This window comes from Candidatus Tisiphia endosymbiont of Nemotelus nigrinus, from assembly GCF_964026475.1.
Lineage (GTDB): Bacteria > Pseudomonadota > Alphaproteobacteria > Rickettsiales > Rickettsiaceae > Tisiphia.
Genome location: NZ_OZ032151.1, coordinates 269,456 through 285,337, shown reverse-complemented (window position 1 = coordinate 285,337; position 15,882 = coordinate 269,456). Strand labels below are relative to the sequence as shown.

The following is a 15,882-nucleotide window of genomic DNA, read 5'->3' as shown; positions in this document are numbered from 1 at the left end:
ACATATATCTAACCATTTTTACTTACATCTAGACCTATTATTTTACTCATGATATAATCTCCTTCGTCTTATTGTGCAAGGCTGCTGCTTTCAACCCCTTCTGCAATTTGTTCAAGGTAAACCAACTAAGAGGGTACTTATTCTGTTCACGACTATTTCAGTCCAGTGTCTATCAAGTCACCCTCTTACAATTGCTATGGTCTAGGATACTATCAACCACATTACTCACAGCTAATTCTTCTATTTTGCCTGTCCTACGATCTTTTAATTCAACCACGTCATTGGCAGAGTTCTTCGAACCAATAATTATTTGATATGGCGAACCGATAAGATCATGAGTGGCAAATTTTTTACCAGCTCTCTCATTTGTATCATCGTATAATGTTGCTATTTTATTGGCTACGAGTTTGTCATATAGATTTTGCGAGAGTTCATTGCATTTACCATCAAGTACGTTCAAATTTAATATTGATACCATAAAAGGAGCAATATTTGGCGGCCATATAATCCCTTTTTCATCATGACTTGATTCGATTATGGCAGCTAGAAGTCTTGAAATACCTATACCATAAGAGCTCATTTCTACTGGCACAAGACTACCATCACTAGTATTTACTAGAGCCTTCATTGTCTTAGAATATTTTGTACCAAGATAAAAAATATGACCAACCTCTATGGCTTTACTACTAGCAAGATTCTCTTCTGTTAACAAACATTTATCATGTTCATGTTTTTCTTCTGCTGCCGCATATAAGGATTGTAATTTTTCAATATCTAAACTTTCCTGATCTGTTAAAGATAAAAACTTTTTGTCATAAAAAATAGTACTCTCACCATTATCAGCAAGAATATGGAACTCATGGCTTAAATCCCCACCTATTTGACCATTATCAGCAAGTACTGGAATCACCCGGAGTCCCATGTCACGGAAAGTTTGTATATATGCCAAATACATTTGATTATAAGTCCTTATTGCACTTATTTGATCTATATCAAAAGAATATGCATCTTTCATTAAAAACTCTCTACCACGCATTACTCCAAAGCGAGGTCTAATTTCATCCCTAAACTTCCACTGGATATGATATAAGTTCTTTGGCAAATCTTTATAGGACTGAATATTATTCCTAAAAATATCAGTAACCATATCCTCATTAGTAGGTCCAAATAATAAAGTATTATCATGGCGATCCTGAAACTTTAACATTTCCTTACCATAATTTTCAAATCTTCCAGATTCCATCCACAAAGATGCTGGTTGAATACAAGGCATTAATATCTCAATGGCATCTACTTTATTCATATTAAGACGAACAATATTCTCAACATTTTTCAAGGCTTTTAACCCCATAGGTAACCAGCTATAAATCCCAGCAGATTGCTGTCTTATCATACCGCTTCTAAGCATCAGCTTGTGAGAAACTACTTGTGCCTCTACTGGCTCTTCCTTTAGCACTGGTAAAAAATATTTTGATAATAACATGAATAGACTCAAATGAATTAAAGAATTAGTATACTCAAATGCTTTAAAGAATTGTTTTTTGAAAATATCAGGGACTCGCATACTCACGTACTATAGTACGCTGCGTGTGCTCGCCCCTCATTTTCAAATCTAATTCTTCAAATCATTTGAGTATATAAGCAATATATCATAAAAATTAACTACACTAATAGATATATGCAAATTATTTGAAAAAATGCTAGCTATATAACTAACCCGAATGAGTTCTGAATAATTTCTTCGTCATTGCGAAGAGCCACTTTAGTGGCAACGAAGCAATCCAAAAAAGTGATCAGAAGTGGATTGCTTCGTAGGCTTACGCCTCCTCGCAATGACGAGTTATAGGTACATATGTCATTGCGAAACCACTTAGTGGTTGTGGCAATCCACTTCTAATCGCTTTTATGGATTGCCTCGTCGCCACTGAAGTGACTCCTTGCAATGACATTTAGGAACTTATCAATATCAAGAACCCATTCAGGTGATTATTTCTTAGCAATAATATTTAAAAACTCGTGGCGATATTTCTGCTGCTCTAAATATATACCAGTATAATGCATAGTATTCATAATACTATCATTTTGCATAACGCCTCTAAGAGTCATACAACTATGTAGTGCAGAAATCCTGACCGCAACACCCATAGGCTTAATATATTCCTGTAATGTTTCAGCAATTTGTACTGTCATTTTCTCTTGAATCTGCAGTCTTTTTGCAAAAACATCAACTATTCTGGCAAATTTACTGATACCTATTATACAATTATCTGGTATATAAGCTATATCAACCGTACCATTTATTGGCAATAAATGATGTTCGCAAAAAGAGTTAAACTTTATGTCTTTTAATAAAATAAAGTCCTGAAAGTTACCAGTCTCATAAAACTTAGTAGATAATATTTCTTCTATATTTTTATCATACCCACAAAACATTTCTTGGTAAGTTTTTATTACTCTATCAGGGGTTTTTAGTAACCCTTCTCTATTTGGATCTTCACCAATAAATCGTAATAAAGTTTTAACTGCCTCTTTGGCTTCTTCTGTAGTAGGTTTTTTCAGGGTCATTACTTTTATTATGCTAATTATTTTAAAAATATCTTTCTACCACAAATAACAACAAACATCAAGCCACCAACAATAGCAATAAGCCCCCCTCCTCCCATTATACCCATTAATAATTTACTGCCAATAGTCATTTCTGCCCCTGGTGTTTTTCTCAGCACTCCGTACCCACCAGCCAAAAGAAGAGCTATAATATGTAACATTTGCCCGGTAGTTAAAGTAATAATTGCTGCAGAAAAATATGAATTTTTCCTTTGTTTATTGTCACATACATTGTCACACAAAAGAAAGCTAAAACCCATAAATGCCACACTTATTCCAACAATTGAACCATGGTAGTGGGCAGGAATAGTAACATTCATACCGGTAATTAACACGCCAATAAATCCCCCAGACAAAAATAACATGCTAGAACAAATTATGCTTGTCTTTATATAGCTAACCTGATTACTATTTACTCGTAGCAAACTAGTGTCATTGCGAGGAAGCGTAAGCCAACGAAGCAATGACGGAGTAATGTTATTCAAATTAGCTGTAGCTAGCTCATAAAACATTATTACCAAAGACAAAGTTGGTACTATCCCCCCACCATATTTCATTTGTTTAGTGTAATATTCTTTGAATTCAGCATCTATAATATCATAGGATAAATGCCCCCAAATAGCGGCAATACTTATCACAAAATTTAAATATAATAGCCCTAGATACAGCTTGTTAAATCTTAATTCTTTTCCTATCCAAGCCTGGCATAATAGTATCATCACTAATATCAGAATTTGTGTGTAAAGAAATTGCAATAAATGCCCCCCACTCCAAAAAAGCAATTCATAGTAAAAGTCTATATCGACTGGCACAAGTTTAATAACTTGCTGTAGTTGACAATAAGAGCAAATAAAACATATCCATACTAACACCCATATTATTGCGGTAGAGAAGATAGTAAAATTAATCAATTTATGATTTTTTAGGTTTTTTATCCCGATTAGGATGACATTCGATGAAAATAATAATACCGACACACCAAATAAACTAATTCCGAGAATAAACATTATATTCTCCAGCATTGGTATGTAATTATTCATTACAGGAAAATTTTGTCCACAAAGTGGTGACAAAGCTATTAGTGCAGTGCCAAAAAATGCTAATATTACATATGTTATAATGGAAGTAGTCGGCTGTAAATTATAACTCCAAATACAGGCTGTAACAGATATCAACCAAACTAGGATTGATAAATTAACATGAACAACCAAAGCTGATTTAAAAATTTCTGTATTGGGAAACAGGTTAACTAACATCGGAGTGCGAAGCATTACCAATATTATTGAATATACCCCAGCAAGAGCAAGCGAGATTACACCATTTCTAAGCCAGTACATAGCTAACTTATTATGGCTTAATTGATCAATTATACTATTCTCAAGATTCATAAAGAATATACTCTTCTGATTTGAAGAATTGTTTTTTGAAAATATCAGGGACTCGCATACTCACGTACCTTATGTACGCTGCGTGTACTCACCCCTCATTTTCAAATCCAATTCTTCAAATCATTTGCGTATACTTACGAATGGTGGGTTTGAGAAGACTTGAACTTCCGACCTCACGCTTATCAGGCGTGTGCTCTAACCAGCTGAGCTACAAACCCTTAATACCTTTATATTGGCTGTTCAGGTACGATTAAGGGGGGCTAAGTACCCTGAAATGGTGGGCTCGCCGGGATTCGAACCCGGGACAACCTGATTAAAAGTCAAGTGCTCTACCTGCTGAGCTACGAGCCCTAAAAACACTACTTAAAGACAGATTGTGTCTTAAGAACCATGTCTAATAAGCTTTACTTTATCGTTTAAAAAGCCTATTATGTCAACAGTTATTTTAATAAATATCTTTAATATGGTAGCTTATGCATTCTGATGTTGCAATTATTATCCCTTCAAGACTTGATTCGGTAAGACTTCCTAAGAAACCTCTACAACTTGTAGGAGGAATCTCAATAATTGAGCGTGTTCTTAGGCAAGTATATTCAACCAAACTAAAAAATATTTATGTGGCAACTGATTCAGAAATTATAGCTAAAAAAGTTACTGATTGTGGTGGACAATTCATTATGACAAGCCCAGAATGCCAAACTGGTACCGAACGTGTATACCAAGCGTTTCAAGCCATACCAAATAATCAGCATATTAATTATATCCTGAATGTACAGGGTGATATGCCTTTTATTGAACCAGAATCAATTATTAAAGTTATTGAAAACCTAAAGTCCAGTAGCCATGATATTATGACCCCAGTAGTAAAAGTCGGTATAGACGCCGTAAATGGTCATAGTAATGTCAAGGTTATTGCTGACCATAACGATAGGGCTTTGTATTTTTCTCGTAGTCTTATACCACACGGTGCGGAAGAATTTCTATATCATGTAGGAATGTATGGGTTTCGCAAAGAAGCATTAACTAAATTCATAAACTTACCAGCCTCAATTTTAGAATTAAACGAGAAACTCGAACAATTAAGAGCATTACAAAATAATATGTCCATAGGGGTATGTTATGTTAACAATATCCCTATTTCTGTTGATACAGTAGAAGATTTAAACAAAGCTATCAAATTTTATCAACAACATAATGTTACTACATAACTCATCTTACGCATATAGCTAACCCGAATAAGTTTTAGATAATTCCTTTGTCATTGCGAGGAGGCATAAGCCGACGAAGCAATCCATTTTTAATCACTTTTTTTGGATTGCTTCGTCGCTACTAAAGTAGCTTCTCGCAATGACATTTAGGTAAAAGTACTTCCGTCATTGCGAGACCACATAGTGGTCGTAGCAATCCACATTTATTTAGATTGCCACGTCGTCACTAAAGCGACTCCTCGCAATGACACTCGGCTGTTTCCCCTATGGCTTTTAAACGTCCCGCGTAAGATGAGTACATAAGCAAGAATCTACGATATCTCAGGACTAAGTAAGGTAACTACCTTGCCATCTTCAAGTTGAATTCTTATACCACCATATTCATCTATATCTTTAAAAATTCCTGAGATTTTTGCGTTTCCATCATTTACGCTAACCATTTTACCCAATTTGTAGGCATGTTTAAGCCAATATTGTCTTATTTTGCTAAATCCTTGTTCCTTCCATCTACTAAAATATTTTTCAAAATTAATCATCAATATATCTAATAAATATTCTGTATCTTTTACTTCTATATTTTCATAAGATAAATTAGTTGCCAATTGATCAATATTTACAGGACTCTTCTTGATATTAATACCAATACCTATAATAAGATAATTATTGTTATTGATACTAATAGATTCAAGCAATATACCCGATACTTTCTTATCGTTTATTAAAATATCATTAGGCCATTTTAATTTGATAGAATTTCTTGAGCTAGTAGTCAAAGAATTAATGGTTTTATAGACAACAATAGCCATAACAAAAGATAATTGCGGAACATAAGCAAGATTAATCTGATGATTTAATAATATACTAACATGCAAATTCCCTAAACTAGAATGCCAAATTCTACTATTTCTTCCACGCGATTTTGTCTGATTTTTTGCCAATATTACATAATTTTTATCAGGACAAGTCTTAGCCATTCTAATAGCTTCAGAACTAGTACTATCTATCTCATCAAAAATTAGTAGATTATATTTTTCCTGCCAAGACATAACTACCTCATCGAATCAATAGAGAATAAAACAAAAGAAATCCTATAACAAGGCAGCTGACAAACCTTAAACCTTGATATGTTGGTATACTCTGCTGCTTTGAAGAATTGGCTTCGCAAAACTTCGGGGTATTCGCGTGCTCACGTACTAGCTGTACGCTCCGCTCACTCACCCCTTGTTTTACGTTCCAATTCTCCAAATCATTTGAGTATGTCAAGTCTGGCTGCAAACTTTTACTTGCCTCAAAAAAGTACATAGACCTAACTATTTTTAAGTAATAATAAGCTGCTATAATATTAGTACCAATAGCTATGAATGCTAAAGTAAATTGTCCCTCTATAATAGCCTGATAAAAAACGAAATATTTACCAAAAAATCCTGCCAACGGAGGAATACCAATCATTGAGAACATGATAATCGTAATCCCACCAGCTAAAGCCTTCCGACTAGAAGCAAGACCTTTAATATCATCAAAATTTGCCGTATCGGCTTTTTTCCCCAACAGAGCAATTAGGCAAGCAAAAAAGCCGATGACAGAAGCGGCATAAATAAACATATATACTAATGCAGCAATACTACCTTGATCACTATGCAAAGCAACTCCCATCAAGACATATCCTATATTTAGAATAGTACTATATCCCATTAACCTTTTGAGGGAGGTTTGTCTAATAGCCCCACCGACCCCAACCAACATCGACAAAATTGCTGTTATTTTGATTAAATCAACTGAAATTTGCTTATAATCACCAACTACCATCGTCATTATATTTAATAACACCACTACATTGCCAAATTTTGTGGCAGCAGCAAAATAGCTAACTGAAGGAATTGGTGACCCCTCATATACATCTGGCGTCCAAACATGCAAAGGAACGCTAGATAATTTAAAGAAAATACCACTTAAAAAAAGTACTAAACCAATTATTAAGCCAATATTTGGCTGTGGTGATTGATTTAATTTTTGCAGAATATTACTATAATCTAAACTACCACCAAATCCGTAAATAAAGGATATCCCGAACAATGCCAGACAACTGATCAAACTACCTAAAATAAAATATTTTAATGCCCCTTCTGATGATTTAATATTATGCAAACTAAAGCCAGCTAGTACATACGCTCCTAGTGCTTGCAATTCCATAGCCACAAATAACAATAAAAAATTACGAGCTGATATAGTAACAAAAATACCAACAGTCGAAAGTAGCACTAAAGTTATAAACTCTGTCTTAAATTTTTCATTAGTGATTTTACAATAATCGTTATACATTATCATAGTCATCATTGAAAAAAGTAAAACAAGAGACTTACAAGCACCAGTAAAATTATTAGTGGCAAAGGAATTATTAAAAACTATTGCCTCACTCTGACCACAAACAATAAAAAGTACAACCGACAGTAATATTGTAATATTAGTGATGATTCTAGTTTTTTTACTAAATAATACAGCAGATAGCTGAGTAAGTAATGCCAATAAGGTCAGCATTATTTCAGGCAAAATAACTATAAATTGTTCTAAAATTGGGTTTATCATAATTTTAAGTTCTTAAATAAGTATATAATTTAATGTGTTTAGCTAACCCGACTAAGCAATCCAAAAAGTAATTAGAAACGTATTACTTCGTCGGCTTACGTTTCCTCACAATAATGGAGTAATTTTAGTCGGGTTAGTTATACATAATATATACTATAAGATTGCTAGCACTAAGTAGAATAGTAAAAAATATTTTAATTATTGCATGAATTATATAATTTCTAACTTCCGATATCTGTGATGCGAATGATCCGAAGTTTTGCGATGCCAATTCTGCAAATCACTTGTATACACACCATAACCTATTTTCCCTTTGCCCATAAGTCCATGTTATATTGTTTACAATACTCGAACATAGATACAGTATTAGGGTGGTTTATTCCAAACTCCTTGACTTGCGGTTTACCAAAAAATTTATAACTAAATAAGTTTTTTGCTTTACATGCAGCTTTGGCTCCTTGAGTATATAAGTAACTAACTTGAGCTACATTCTTACGATTACCTCTATATAAATAATAATATATGCTATAAGCTTTATTATAGGATTTTATAGCTTCTTTTATATGATCTTGGGCAATAGAATATCACCTTGCACTACATAGCTCGCTGCTAGATCTGTATCTTCTGAATAATCTGTATTTTTAGGGTTTCTAAGTTCATTGGTTAAGAATATGGAAATAGCATTATTAACATGCTCTGAGGCTTGGTCTAGCTTCCCCAGTCCTAACTCACTTCTTGCCATTTCGACAAAAGTGCAACCAAATACTTCATCATCTTCTTTCTTAAAGGATTTACACATGTCATATACTTGCTTGGCTATGGCATACGCTTCCTGGTGCTTTTTAAGATAATTTAATACTTCTACTTTAATATTATAGGAATTTATAAGCCATGGGTCATCAGGACTTGTCCCATTTTTAATGGCTATTTCTATGCTTTTATTAACTTGTTCTAATGATTCAGTATATTTCCCTTGTATGAAGAATAGAAGCGCTTTAGCATCATGTATATAAAATATGTCACTTTCATCCATTAAACCTTTATTAACAATTTGTTCTATAATTTTAATGTTTTCTTCTGCTTCTTGAACCTGCCCTAATGCAATATTCGATGTTGCTAAGGTAAACAGTACAACCCATTTAAAAGATTCATAACCTTGTACATTATCTAGTATTTCTTTCGTTCTTATACAATAATTTATTGCTGTTCTATGATTAGAACAAATTCTATAATACACGCCTATTGCTCGTAGGTAACTTGCATATGTATATTTCTCATCATTATTCATTAACCATAATTTAAACTTACCATCCCCCTGTTGATCATTTTTATTAAACCAATTAATGAGTCTTTCCGTATTATGGTAATCGTAAGAGATAAGATATGCTGATATTAGTTGTCTGTTCAGTTGCATAATTTTATATATATTAGCATTATATTTCTCAGCATTTCTACTAAGTATCTCAAAATTTTCATGCATAGTTTTCGCTTTCCTAAAAAGCTGGGCTTTTATCAAACTCTTTGGCACACATCCAACTAATTTAGTAATAATATCCTCTAAATAAGCTTTATTATCCTCACCACAATTAATCTCAGCTATTTTTTCAGCAATGACATCATGCATTTCAAAGACAGGGTTAGTATCATTGGGATCAATGTTAGATATTAAGGAAAATTTAGAGAGTTGGTAAATATCATCATTCAAGGTACTTTTATCGTCAGTAATATAACTGAGTAGTTCTCTCGAGAAACTTTGATTATTTATTAAGGCTATTTTATTTAGTAAATTTTTAGCACTTGGCTTTAATTCATTGATAGCTAATACAATATTCAATTTAATTTTATCTGTTGATACTTGGATTTCTTTCTTATATTTTTCTCTATCTAAATCTTGTGCATTATTTAACAATTGTGTGCCTTGTACTATCATGATTGGGTAACCAGCAAATTCTTCGTGCAAAAATTCTGCTAATAGAGGATTACTATTTTCTAGAATATTATTAGCAAGAGTAATAACATCAGTTTTCCTAAAAACAGTCATTTTGATTATATTAGGTAATATTTCACTATCTTGGGAGCAAAATATAATATGCCCGTTATGTTCCCAATCAACGAATTCTTGAACTTTTTTATTTTCACCTACCTTCAGATTGTCAAATATCAGCAACCATTTTTCTTGATTCGATAAATAGTCCATTACTTCTTTTCGTATTAATTTTATATCTTCTGATATTAAATTAGATTTAGCAGTACTATTAATCACTTTTGCTAGTTTTAATAATTCTTGATTAATATCTAAATTACAGTCAATAAACCAAATAAGTTTATAATTATTTTGATTCTCATAAGAATACATTCTAGCAAGTTGGGTTTTCCCCATTCCACTGGTTCCTATGATACTTACTTGTCTATGTTTAATTAAATTATTCTTGAGTAAATTTAGTTGTTTGACATTTTTGACAAAATAAGTAACTGGTGCAACAAAATTAGATATAGATATTTGTTGTTGAGCGAATGAATTATAGGGCATAATTAATATTATTAATAACATAAAATATTTATTCATTTTTTGCTCCTAATGAAAGGTTTCAAGAAGGTGTATTAATTGATATTGATTTTAGTCTTTCTGCTAATATGATTAATTGACTACGATATATATACAATCAGAATTACATTCTTATACCGTAGATTCTAAATCTCTGCCTTTTAACTAAACTTTTTTACTTATATTAATAGCGATATTACACATTAACTTAACAATTTTATTGATTAAGGAAGCAAATGCTACTTCACTACTACCTAACACTAAAGCAGTATCTTTGTGTTCCGTTTCATCAAACTGAAATTGCTTGATATTGTCTAACAATTCTTTTTCTACATTATATCCTTCAAGATAATCTATTTGCTTCTGATAATGTTGTTCAATCACCTCTTCTACACTTTGCGTTAGTAGCATGGCAGTTTTTGTTCCTACCAATATCGACCCACTACCAACTATATAGCCAATAATATGCCAAAATGGTATTAAAAAAGTTGGCCTAACATTACGTTGTAATAACGAGTTAGTAAAGTAATTTAAATGTACTTCTTCTTGCTGCATCATATGCTTTATTGTAGAGTAGGCTTCACGGTTTTTGCAATAATTTAATTGTCCTTCATAAATTCGTTTAGCACCGTATTCCCCGGCGTAGTTCACTCTAATAATTTCTTTTATGCTATTTTCTGAATTGGTAAAATCGGGTCTTGCCATATGCATAATGATTTAAATAATATTTTTACTTCGATATAACAAGTTACGTGAATTCCTGTTATTTAGCAAGTTTATACCTAAAATTTATTCTTCACAATTATTTACCTTCATCTATACTCCTATTTGCAGATATTCTAAGAGTAAATTATGTTACAAATTAGCGATAAAATTTTTTCTAATCTTAGTGGGCAGAAAAAATATGATATAATAGGCAGTAAGCAACGTGGAGATTGGGATAATACAAAAGATTTTATTATTAAAGGTAGAGAATGGATAATTGAGGAAATAAAAAAATCAGGTTTGCGGGGACTAGGTGGTGCTGGATTTCCAACTGGCATCAAATGGTCGTTCATGCCTAAAGATCATCCAAAGCCTAGCTATCTAGTGGTTAATGCTGATGAATCAGAGCCTGGTACATGCAAGGATCGTGATATTTTAAGGTATGAGCCGCATAAGCTAATTGAAGGCTGTTTGCTTGCCAGCTTTGCTATCAACGCACATACTTGTTATATATATATTCGTGGTGAATTTTATAACGAATCGTCCAATGTACAGCGTGCTATAGATGAGGCTTATGATGCTGGTTTTATAGGCAATAACGCTTGTGGTACTGGCTACAATCTTGATATTCATTTACATAGAGGAGCTGGGGCGTATATTTGCGGTGAAGAAACAGCTCTACTCGAAAGTTTAGAAGGTAACAAGGGATTTCCTAGACTAAAACCACCATTCCCAGCTAATTTTGGCTTATATGGTTGTCCAACAACTATTAATAATGTTGAGTCAATTGCCGTTGTACCTACTATACTTAGACGTGGGGGTGATTGGTTTGCTTCAATCGGTAAGCCCAACAATACCGGCACGAAGATTTTCTGTATTTCTGGTCACGTAAATAAACCATGTAATGTTGAAGAAGCTATGGGGGTATCTTTAAAGGAGTTGATTGAAAAATATGCTGGAGGGGTACGTGGTGGCTGGGACAATCTGAAAGCTATTATTCCAGGTGGTTCATCAGTACCATTATTACCAAAGTCACTATGTGAAGATTTGGCAATGGACTTTGATAGTTTAAAGTCAGTTGGATCAGCTCTTGGGACTGGTGGAATTATTGTTATGGATAATTCTACGGATATTATTTATGCTATTGCAAGACTTAGTAAATTCTACATGCATGAGTCTTGTGGTCAGTGTAGTCCATGCCGAGAAGGTACAGGTTGGATGTGGCGAATTATGATGCGATTAGTACGCGGTCAGGCAAAAATAGAGGAAATAGATCAATTGCTGGACGTTACCAAAATGATCGAGGGGCGTACTATTTGTGCTCTTGGGGATGCTGCTGCTTGGCCTATTCAAGGTTTAGTTCGTCATTTTCGCCATGAGATTGAAGATAGGCTATCCAAAGAAATGTGAAGATTTTTGAGCCAAGCCTTTATTTTGTGTAAGTTCCATTTTTTTACAACGATATAATATCCCTTATTGTTATTCAAATTAGACTATTATAGCACAACAACTACTTTTGTGCAATTCTTCCAAACTCCTTATATTACAAGGGGTTCAGAGATAAATATTGATACCTTCATGCAATATCCGGGTTAGTAGCGACGAAGCAATCTAATGAATGTGGATTGCCACAACCACTACGTGGTTTCGCTAATAGCGTCTTGTACTTTTCTGCAATTTTAAAATTTTCATGGGGTTATGCGTAAGGTGAGTTAGTTAGACATAAAATCTAAAAACTTTTCTCTTGTTAATTTTTTCTTAAAAATATTTTTTGCTAAATCTACTCCTATTATGTTATATTTCATTTTGGGTCTCCCTATTGTTTTTTTAATATACTCAAATGATTTGAAGAATTGGATTTGAAAATGAATGGTGAGCAAGCGGAGCGTACATATAGTATAGTTACGCATGCGAATCCATGATATTTTCAAAAAACAATTCTTTAAATCATTTGAGTATACATTAAATTATTAAATCTAGAAGAATAACAACTGCTATTCATTCTGCATATAGGATTATACATACATGAGTCACTACATTATAAAACTTTGATTTTCTAGAATATGGCACAAGAAGCAATTAGAATACCTGAAATACTTGTGAATAAATTGTCTTGTCAAAAACAAGAACATAATATCTTAAAAAATAGTTTTGATTTGAATAATCAAGCGACTCTATTTGAAGGTGATTGCATGAAATTATTAAAACAAATTCCAGATAATAGTATAAACTTAATAATAACATCACCACCATATAATATAGGTAAGGAATACGAAAAAAAATCAGATATTAATAAATATTATAATTGGCAGAAAGAAGTCATCAATGAGTGTTATAGAGTATTAAAAGATGATGGACACATTTGTTGGCAGGTCGGTCATTATGTAGAAAATGGAGCGGTATTTTTTCAATGAAAATAAGGCTGATGTAGGAATAGAAATAGTACCATATCATAATTTACAACAACAAATGTCAACAGGTGTCTCTTATGGAGAGCAATTTGTTACGATATTGAACGATTAAAAAGACATTTTCCTTCTGTTCCTGTCTATGTAATTTTGGTTGATATAGGGGAAATAAATATATAATTACCTAAAAATAATATAAAAATATCTTGCTTAAAAGCGCTAAATCAACTAAAAATCATTACTTTAATATTAATTATTTGGAACAATTTATGGGTCAAAAAAACAATCCTAATGATGGTTTGTCAAAGAAACAAACAAATAATATTAGTTATGATGATTTTCCTTATGAAAGTTTTCCTTTTACTTATACAAGACCGGAGCATTTAAGAACTATAGCTATGGTATTTGGCATACAACCTCCTATGGTAGAGAATGCTAGGATACTTGATATTGGTTGCGGTGAAGGTGGTAATATGGTCAATTTTGCTGAAAGTTACCCAAGTTCTTATTCTTTAGGAATTGATTTGTCAAAAGTACAAATTACTAATGGAATGGAAATAATAAAAAGTTTAGGTCTAAAAAATATAGACCTAAAACATTTATCGATATTGGATATTGATGAATCATTTGGTAAATTTGATTATATAATCTGTCATGGGGTAATCTCTTGGGTATTAGATGAGGTTCGTGAAAAGATTTTTGCCATATCTAGTAAATTATTAAGTCCTAACGGCGTTGCCTTTATCAGCTACAATACTCTGCCAGGCTGGAATATGCAAAAAACTATTAGAGATATGATGATGTTTCATAGTGCTATTTTTACTGATAACCATGATAAACTACAACAAGCTAAATTATTATTAGATTTTGTTAATGAGTCTCTAGAGGGATCGGACTCCCCTTATTCTAAGTTCTTACAATACGAAGCTAATATTCTTAAGGGTTTACAGAACTCATATTTGTTACACGAATATCTTGGAGAAGAAAATACAGCTTTTTACTTCCAAGAATTTATAAGTAACGCTAGAAAACATAATTTAAATTATCTTGGAGACATTTCACTTTCCGCTATGTTTGTCGATAATTTGCCTGTAAAAGCTGCAAAAAAGTTACAATCAATAAATGATATTGTAAGAACTGAACAATATATGGACTTTATTACTAATCGTAAATTTAGAACTACTTTGTTATGTCACGATAATGTCATGATCAATAGGACAATTGAACCAAGTAAATTAGCTGGCTTCTATACTACTCTTAATATCAGACCAGTTACGCCAGAAAGTGAGGTGGATATCAGTAATGCAGTAGACAGTTTGGGATTTTACTATAGAAATTCAGGAACTCCTGATATTTCAACATCTTCCCCTGTAATGAAAGCAGTCTTCTATGTTTATGCCGATAATATTGGTAATCCTTTGACTTTAGAGCAAATTACTAAATTGGCTATGAAAAAGTTAGAAAAATTGCAGCTTAAAGATTTTAGAGAAGAAGTAGATTCTGTAATTGCCAAACTAGTGTTACAAGGGTACGTACAAATATTTGCAACAAAACCGAACTCAGTATATAAAATATCATCAAAACCAGAAGTGAGTGAGTTAGTAAGATATCAGGCTCAAAAATTAGAAAAAACTAATTTGTTTGTAATGAATCGAGTTAATGCTGCGATTTCATTGCAATTACATGAAAAATATATTATTGAACTATTAGATGGGACAAATTCTATTGAACAGATTGAAGAAAAAATATTTGAAAAATTTACTTCTGGACTATTAGTGGCGTCTAATGAAAATGGTATAGTAAGTGACGAACAGCTTTTGAAGTCATATATTACTCACTGTGTGGATAGTTGCTTACAAAAACTCAAAAGGAATTATTTATTAATTGGATAAAATAATGTTAGTTGAAAAAATTAAAACCCAAGCTGGGCATGAGGAGATAAATGTAATTATTGAAATTCCAATGGAAAGTAATCCCGTGAAATACGAGATGGATAAGGAGTCAGGAGCGATATTTGTTGATAGATTCATGCAGACTGCTATGTTTTACCCTGGTAATTATGGGTTTATTCCACATACTCTGTCAAAAGATGGTGATCCAGTAGATGTATTGGTCATATCACATTATCCTGTCGCACCTGGTTGTGTGATTAGGTCACGCCCCATTGGTGTTTTAATGATGGAAGATGAATCTGGATTGGATGAAAAAATTATTGCTGTTCCAGTTTCTAAGCTAGATATTACTTTTGATTCAATAAAAGATTTAGACGGCCTTTGCCCAATGCTAAGACAACGAATAGTACATTTCTTTGAACATTACAAAGATCTAGAGAAAGGTAAATGGGTAAAGATAGTTGGCTGGAAAAACGCTCAAAAAGCCAAAGAGTTGATTGATGAAGGCATATCAAGGGCAAAGAGTTAATTTTAATATAGTGGTATACT

The 15,882-nt window shown here is 32.7% G+C and carries 11 protein-coding genes, 2 tRNA genes and 1 pseudogene; 5 read left to right on the top strand and 9 right to left on the bottom strand.

The window, feature by feature from the left end:
* Positions 1-172: 172 nt before the first annotated feature.
* The 5 genes from proS to AAGD39_RS01375 all read right to left on the bottom strand — a co-directional run bounded on the left by proS (position 173) and on the right by AAGD39_RS01375 (position 4,343).
* Positions 173-1,483, bottom strand: coding sequence for a proline--tRNA ligase (gene proS / locus AAGD39_RS01395; protein WP_341757199.1), 1,311 nt, complete (start codon positions 1,481-1,483; stop codon positions 173-175).
* Positions 1,484-1,986: 503 nt separating this feature from the next.
* On the bottom strand, positions 1,987-2,565 hold the full coding sequence (gene folE, locus AAGD39_RS01390) for a GTP cyclohydrolase I FolE (RefSeq protein WP_341756860.1): 579 nt from the start codon (positions 2,563-2,565) through the stop codon (positions 1,987-1,989).
* A 17-nt stretch (positions 2,566-2,582) separates the two neighbouring features.
* Complete coding sequence (locus AAGD39_RS01385) at positions 2,583-3,992, bottom strand: hypothetical protein (RefSeq protein ID WP_341756859.1); 1,410 nt, start codon at positions 3,990-3,992, stop codon at positions 2,583-2,585.
* Positions 3,993-4,133: 141 nt separating this feature from the next.
* Positions 4,134-4,210, bottom strand: a tRNA-Ile gene (locus AAGD39_RS01380).
* A 57-nt stretch (positions 4,211-4,267) separates the two neighbouring features.
* Positions 4,268-4,343, bottom strand: a tRNA-Lys gene (locus AAGD39_RS01375).
* A 122-nt stretch (positions 4,344-4,465) separates the two neighbouring features.
* On the opposite strand from AAGD39_RS01375, the gene AAGD39_RS01370 reads away from it, so the two are divergent.
* On the top strand, positions 4,466-5,200 hold the full coding sequence (locus AAGD39_RS01370; RefSeq protein ID WP_341756858.1) for a 3-deoxy-manno-octulosonate cytidylyltransferase: 735 nt from the start codon (positions 4,466-4,468) through the stop codon (positions 5,198-5,200).
* A 311-nt stretch (positions 5,201-5,511) separates the two neighbouring features.
* On the opposite strand, the gene AAGD39_RS01365 is transcribed toward AAGD39_RS01370, so the two are convergent.
* From AAGD39_RS01365 to AAGD39_RS01350, 4 genes and pseudogenes are all read right to left on the bottom strand, one after another.
* Positions 5,512-6,246 carry a biotin--[acetyl-CoA-carboxylase] ligase gene (locus AAGD39_RS01365; RefSeq protein WP_341756857.1) on the bottom strand — a complete coding sequence of 245 codons (735 nt, stop codon included), beginning with the start codon at positions 6,244-6,246 and terminating at the stop codon, positions 5,512-5,514.
* 181 nt (positions 6,247-6,427) lie between these two features.
* A pseudogene (nuoN, locus tag AAGD39_RS01360) lies at positions 6,428-7,783 on the bottom strand (NADH-quinone oxidoreductase subunit NuoN); the annotation flags it as partial.
* A 559-nt stretch (positions 7,784-8,342) separates the two neighbouring features.
* On the bottom strand, positions 8,343-10,349 hold the full coding sequence (locus tag AAGD39_RS01355) for a tetratricopeptide repeat protein (RefSeq protein WP_341756856.1): 2,007 nt from the start codon (positions 10,347-10,349) through the stop codon (positions 8,343-8,345).
* Between the two features lie 144 nt (positions 10,350-10,493).
* The gene (locus AAGD39_RS01350) at positions 10,494-11,033 is read right to left on the bottom strand and encodes a demethoxyubiquinone hydroxylase family protein (RefSeq protein WP_341756855.1); all 540 of its coding nucleotides are present in this window, start codon (positions 11,031-11,033) and stop codon (positions 10,494-10,496) included.
* A 147-nt stretch (positions 11,034-11,180) separates the two neighbouring features.
* Here AAGD39_RS01350 and nuoF point away from each other — a divergent pair, with 147 nt between their 5' ends.
* The 4 genes from nuoF (at position 11,181) to ppa (ending at position 15,862) form a co-directional block, all read left to right on the top strand.
* Positions 11,181-12,443: an NADH-quinone oxidoreductase subunit NuoF gene (nuoF, locus tag AAGD39_RS01345; RefSeq protein WP_341756854.1), complete on the top strand. Its 1,263-nt coding sequence runs from the start codon at positions 11,181-11,183 to the stop codon at positions 12,441-12,443.
* Between the two features lie 653 nt (positions 12,444-13,096).
* The gene (locus AAGD39_RS01340) at positions 13,097-13,447 is read left to right on the top strand and encodes a DNA methyltransferase (protein ID WP_341756853.1); all 351 of its coding nucleotides are present in this window, start codon (positions 13,097-13,099) and stop codon (positions 13,445-13,447) included.
* Positions 13,448-13,710: 263 nt separating this feature from the next.
* Positions 13,711-15,333, top strand: a complete 1,623-nt coding sequence (locus AAGD39_RS01335) for a class I SAM-dependent methyltransferase (RefSeq protein ID WP_341756852.1) — start codon at positions 13,711-13,713, stop codon at positions 15,331-15,333.
* 4 nt (positions 15,334-15,337) lie between these two features.
* Entirely contained in the window at positions 15,338-15,862 is a 525-nt protein-coding gene (ppa, locus tag AAGD39_RS01330; protein WP_341756851.1) for an inorganic diphosphatase, read from the top strand.
* Positions 15,863-15,882: the final 20 nt, after the last annotated feature.

Bases quoted from the DNA above. Each gene is read 5' to 3' on its own strand.
- proS (WP_341757199.1), bottom strand. From the start codon at position 1,483: ATGTTATTATCAAAATATTTTTTACCAGTGCTAAAGGAAGAGCCAGTA.
- folE (WP_341756860.1), bottom strand. From the start codon at position 2,565: ATGACCCTGAAAAAACCTACTACAGAAGAAGCCAAAGAGGCAGTTAAA.
- AAGD39_RS01385 (WP_341756859.1), bottom strand. From the start codon at position 3,992: ATGAATCTTGAGAATAGTATAATTGATCAATTAAGCCATAATAAGTTA.
- AAGD39_RS01370 (WP_341756858.1), top strand. From the start codon at position 4,466: ATGCATTCTGATGTTGCAATTATTATCCCTTCAAGACTTGATTCGGTA.
- AAGD39_RS01365 (WP_341756857.1), bottom strand. From the start codon at position 6,246: ATGTCTTGGCAGGAAAAATATAATCTACTAATTTTTGATGAGATAGAT.
- AAGD39_RS01355 (WP_341756856.1), bottom strand. From the start codon at position 10,349: ATGAATAAATATTTTATGTTATTAATAATATTAATTATGCCCTATAAT.
- AAGD39_RS01350 (WP_341756855.1), bottom strand. From the start codon at position 11,033: ATGGCAAGACCCGATTTTACCAATTCAGAAAATAGCATAAAAGAAATT.
- nuoF (WP_341756854.1), top strand. From the start codon at position 11,181: ATGTTACAAATTAGCGATAAAATTTTTTCTAATCTTAGTGGGCAGAAA.
- AAGD39_RS01340 (WP_341756853.1), top strand. From the start codon at position 13,097: ATGGCACAAGAAGCAATTAGAATACCTGAAATACTTGTGAATAAATTG.
- AAGD39_RS01335 (WP_341756852.1), top strand. From the start codon at position 13,711: ATGGGTCAAAAAAACAATCCTAATGATGGTTTGTCAAAGAAACAAACA.
- ppa (WP_341756851.1), top strand. From the start codon at position 15,338: ATGTTAGTTGAAAAAATTAAAACCCAAGCTGGGCATGAGGAGATAAAT.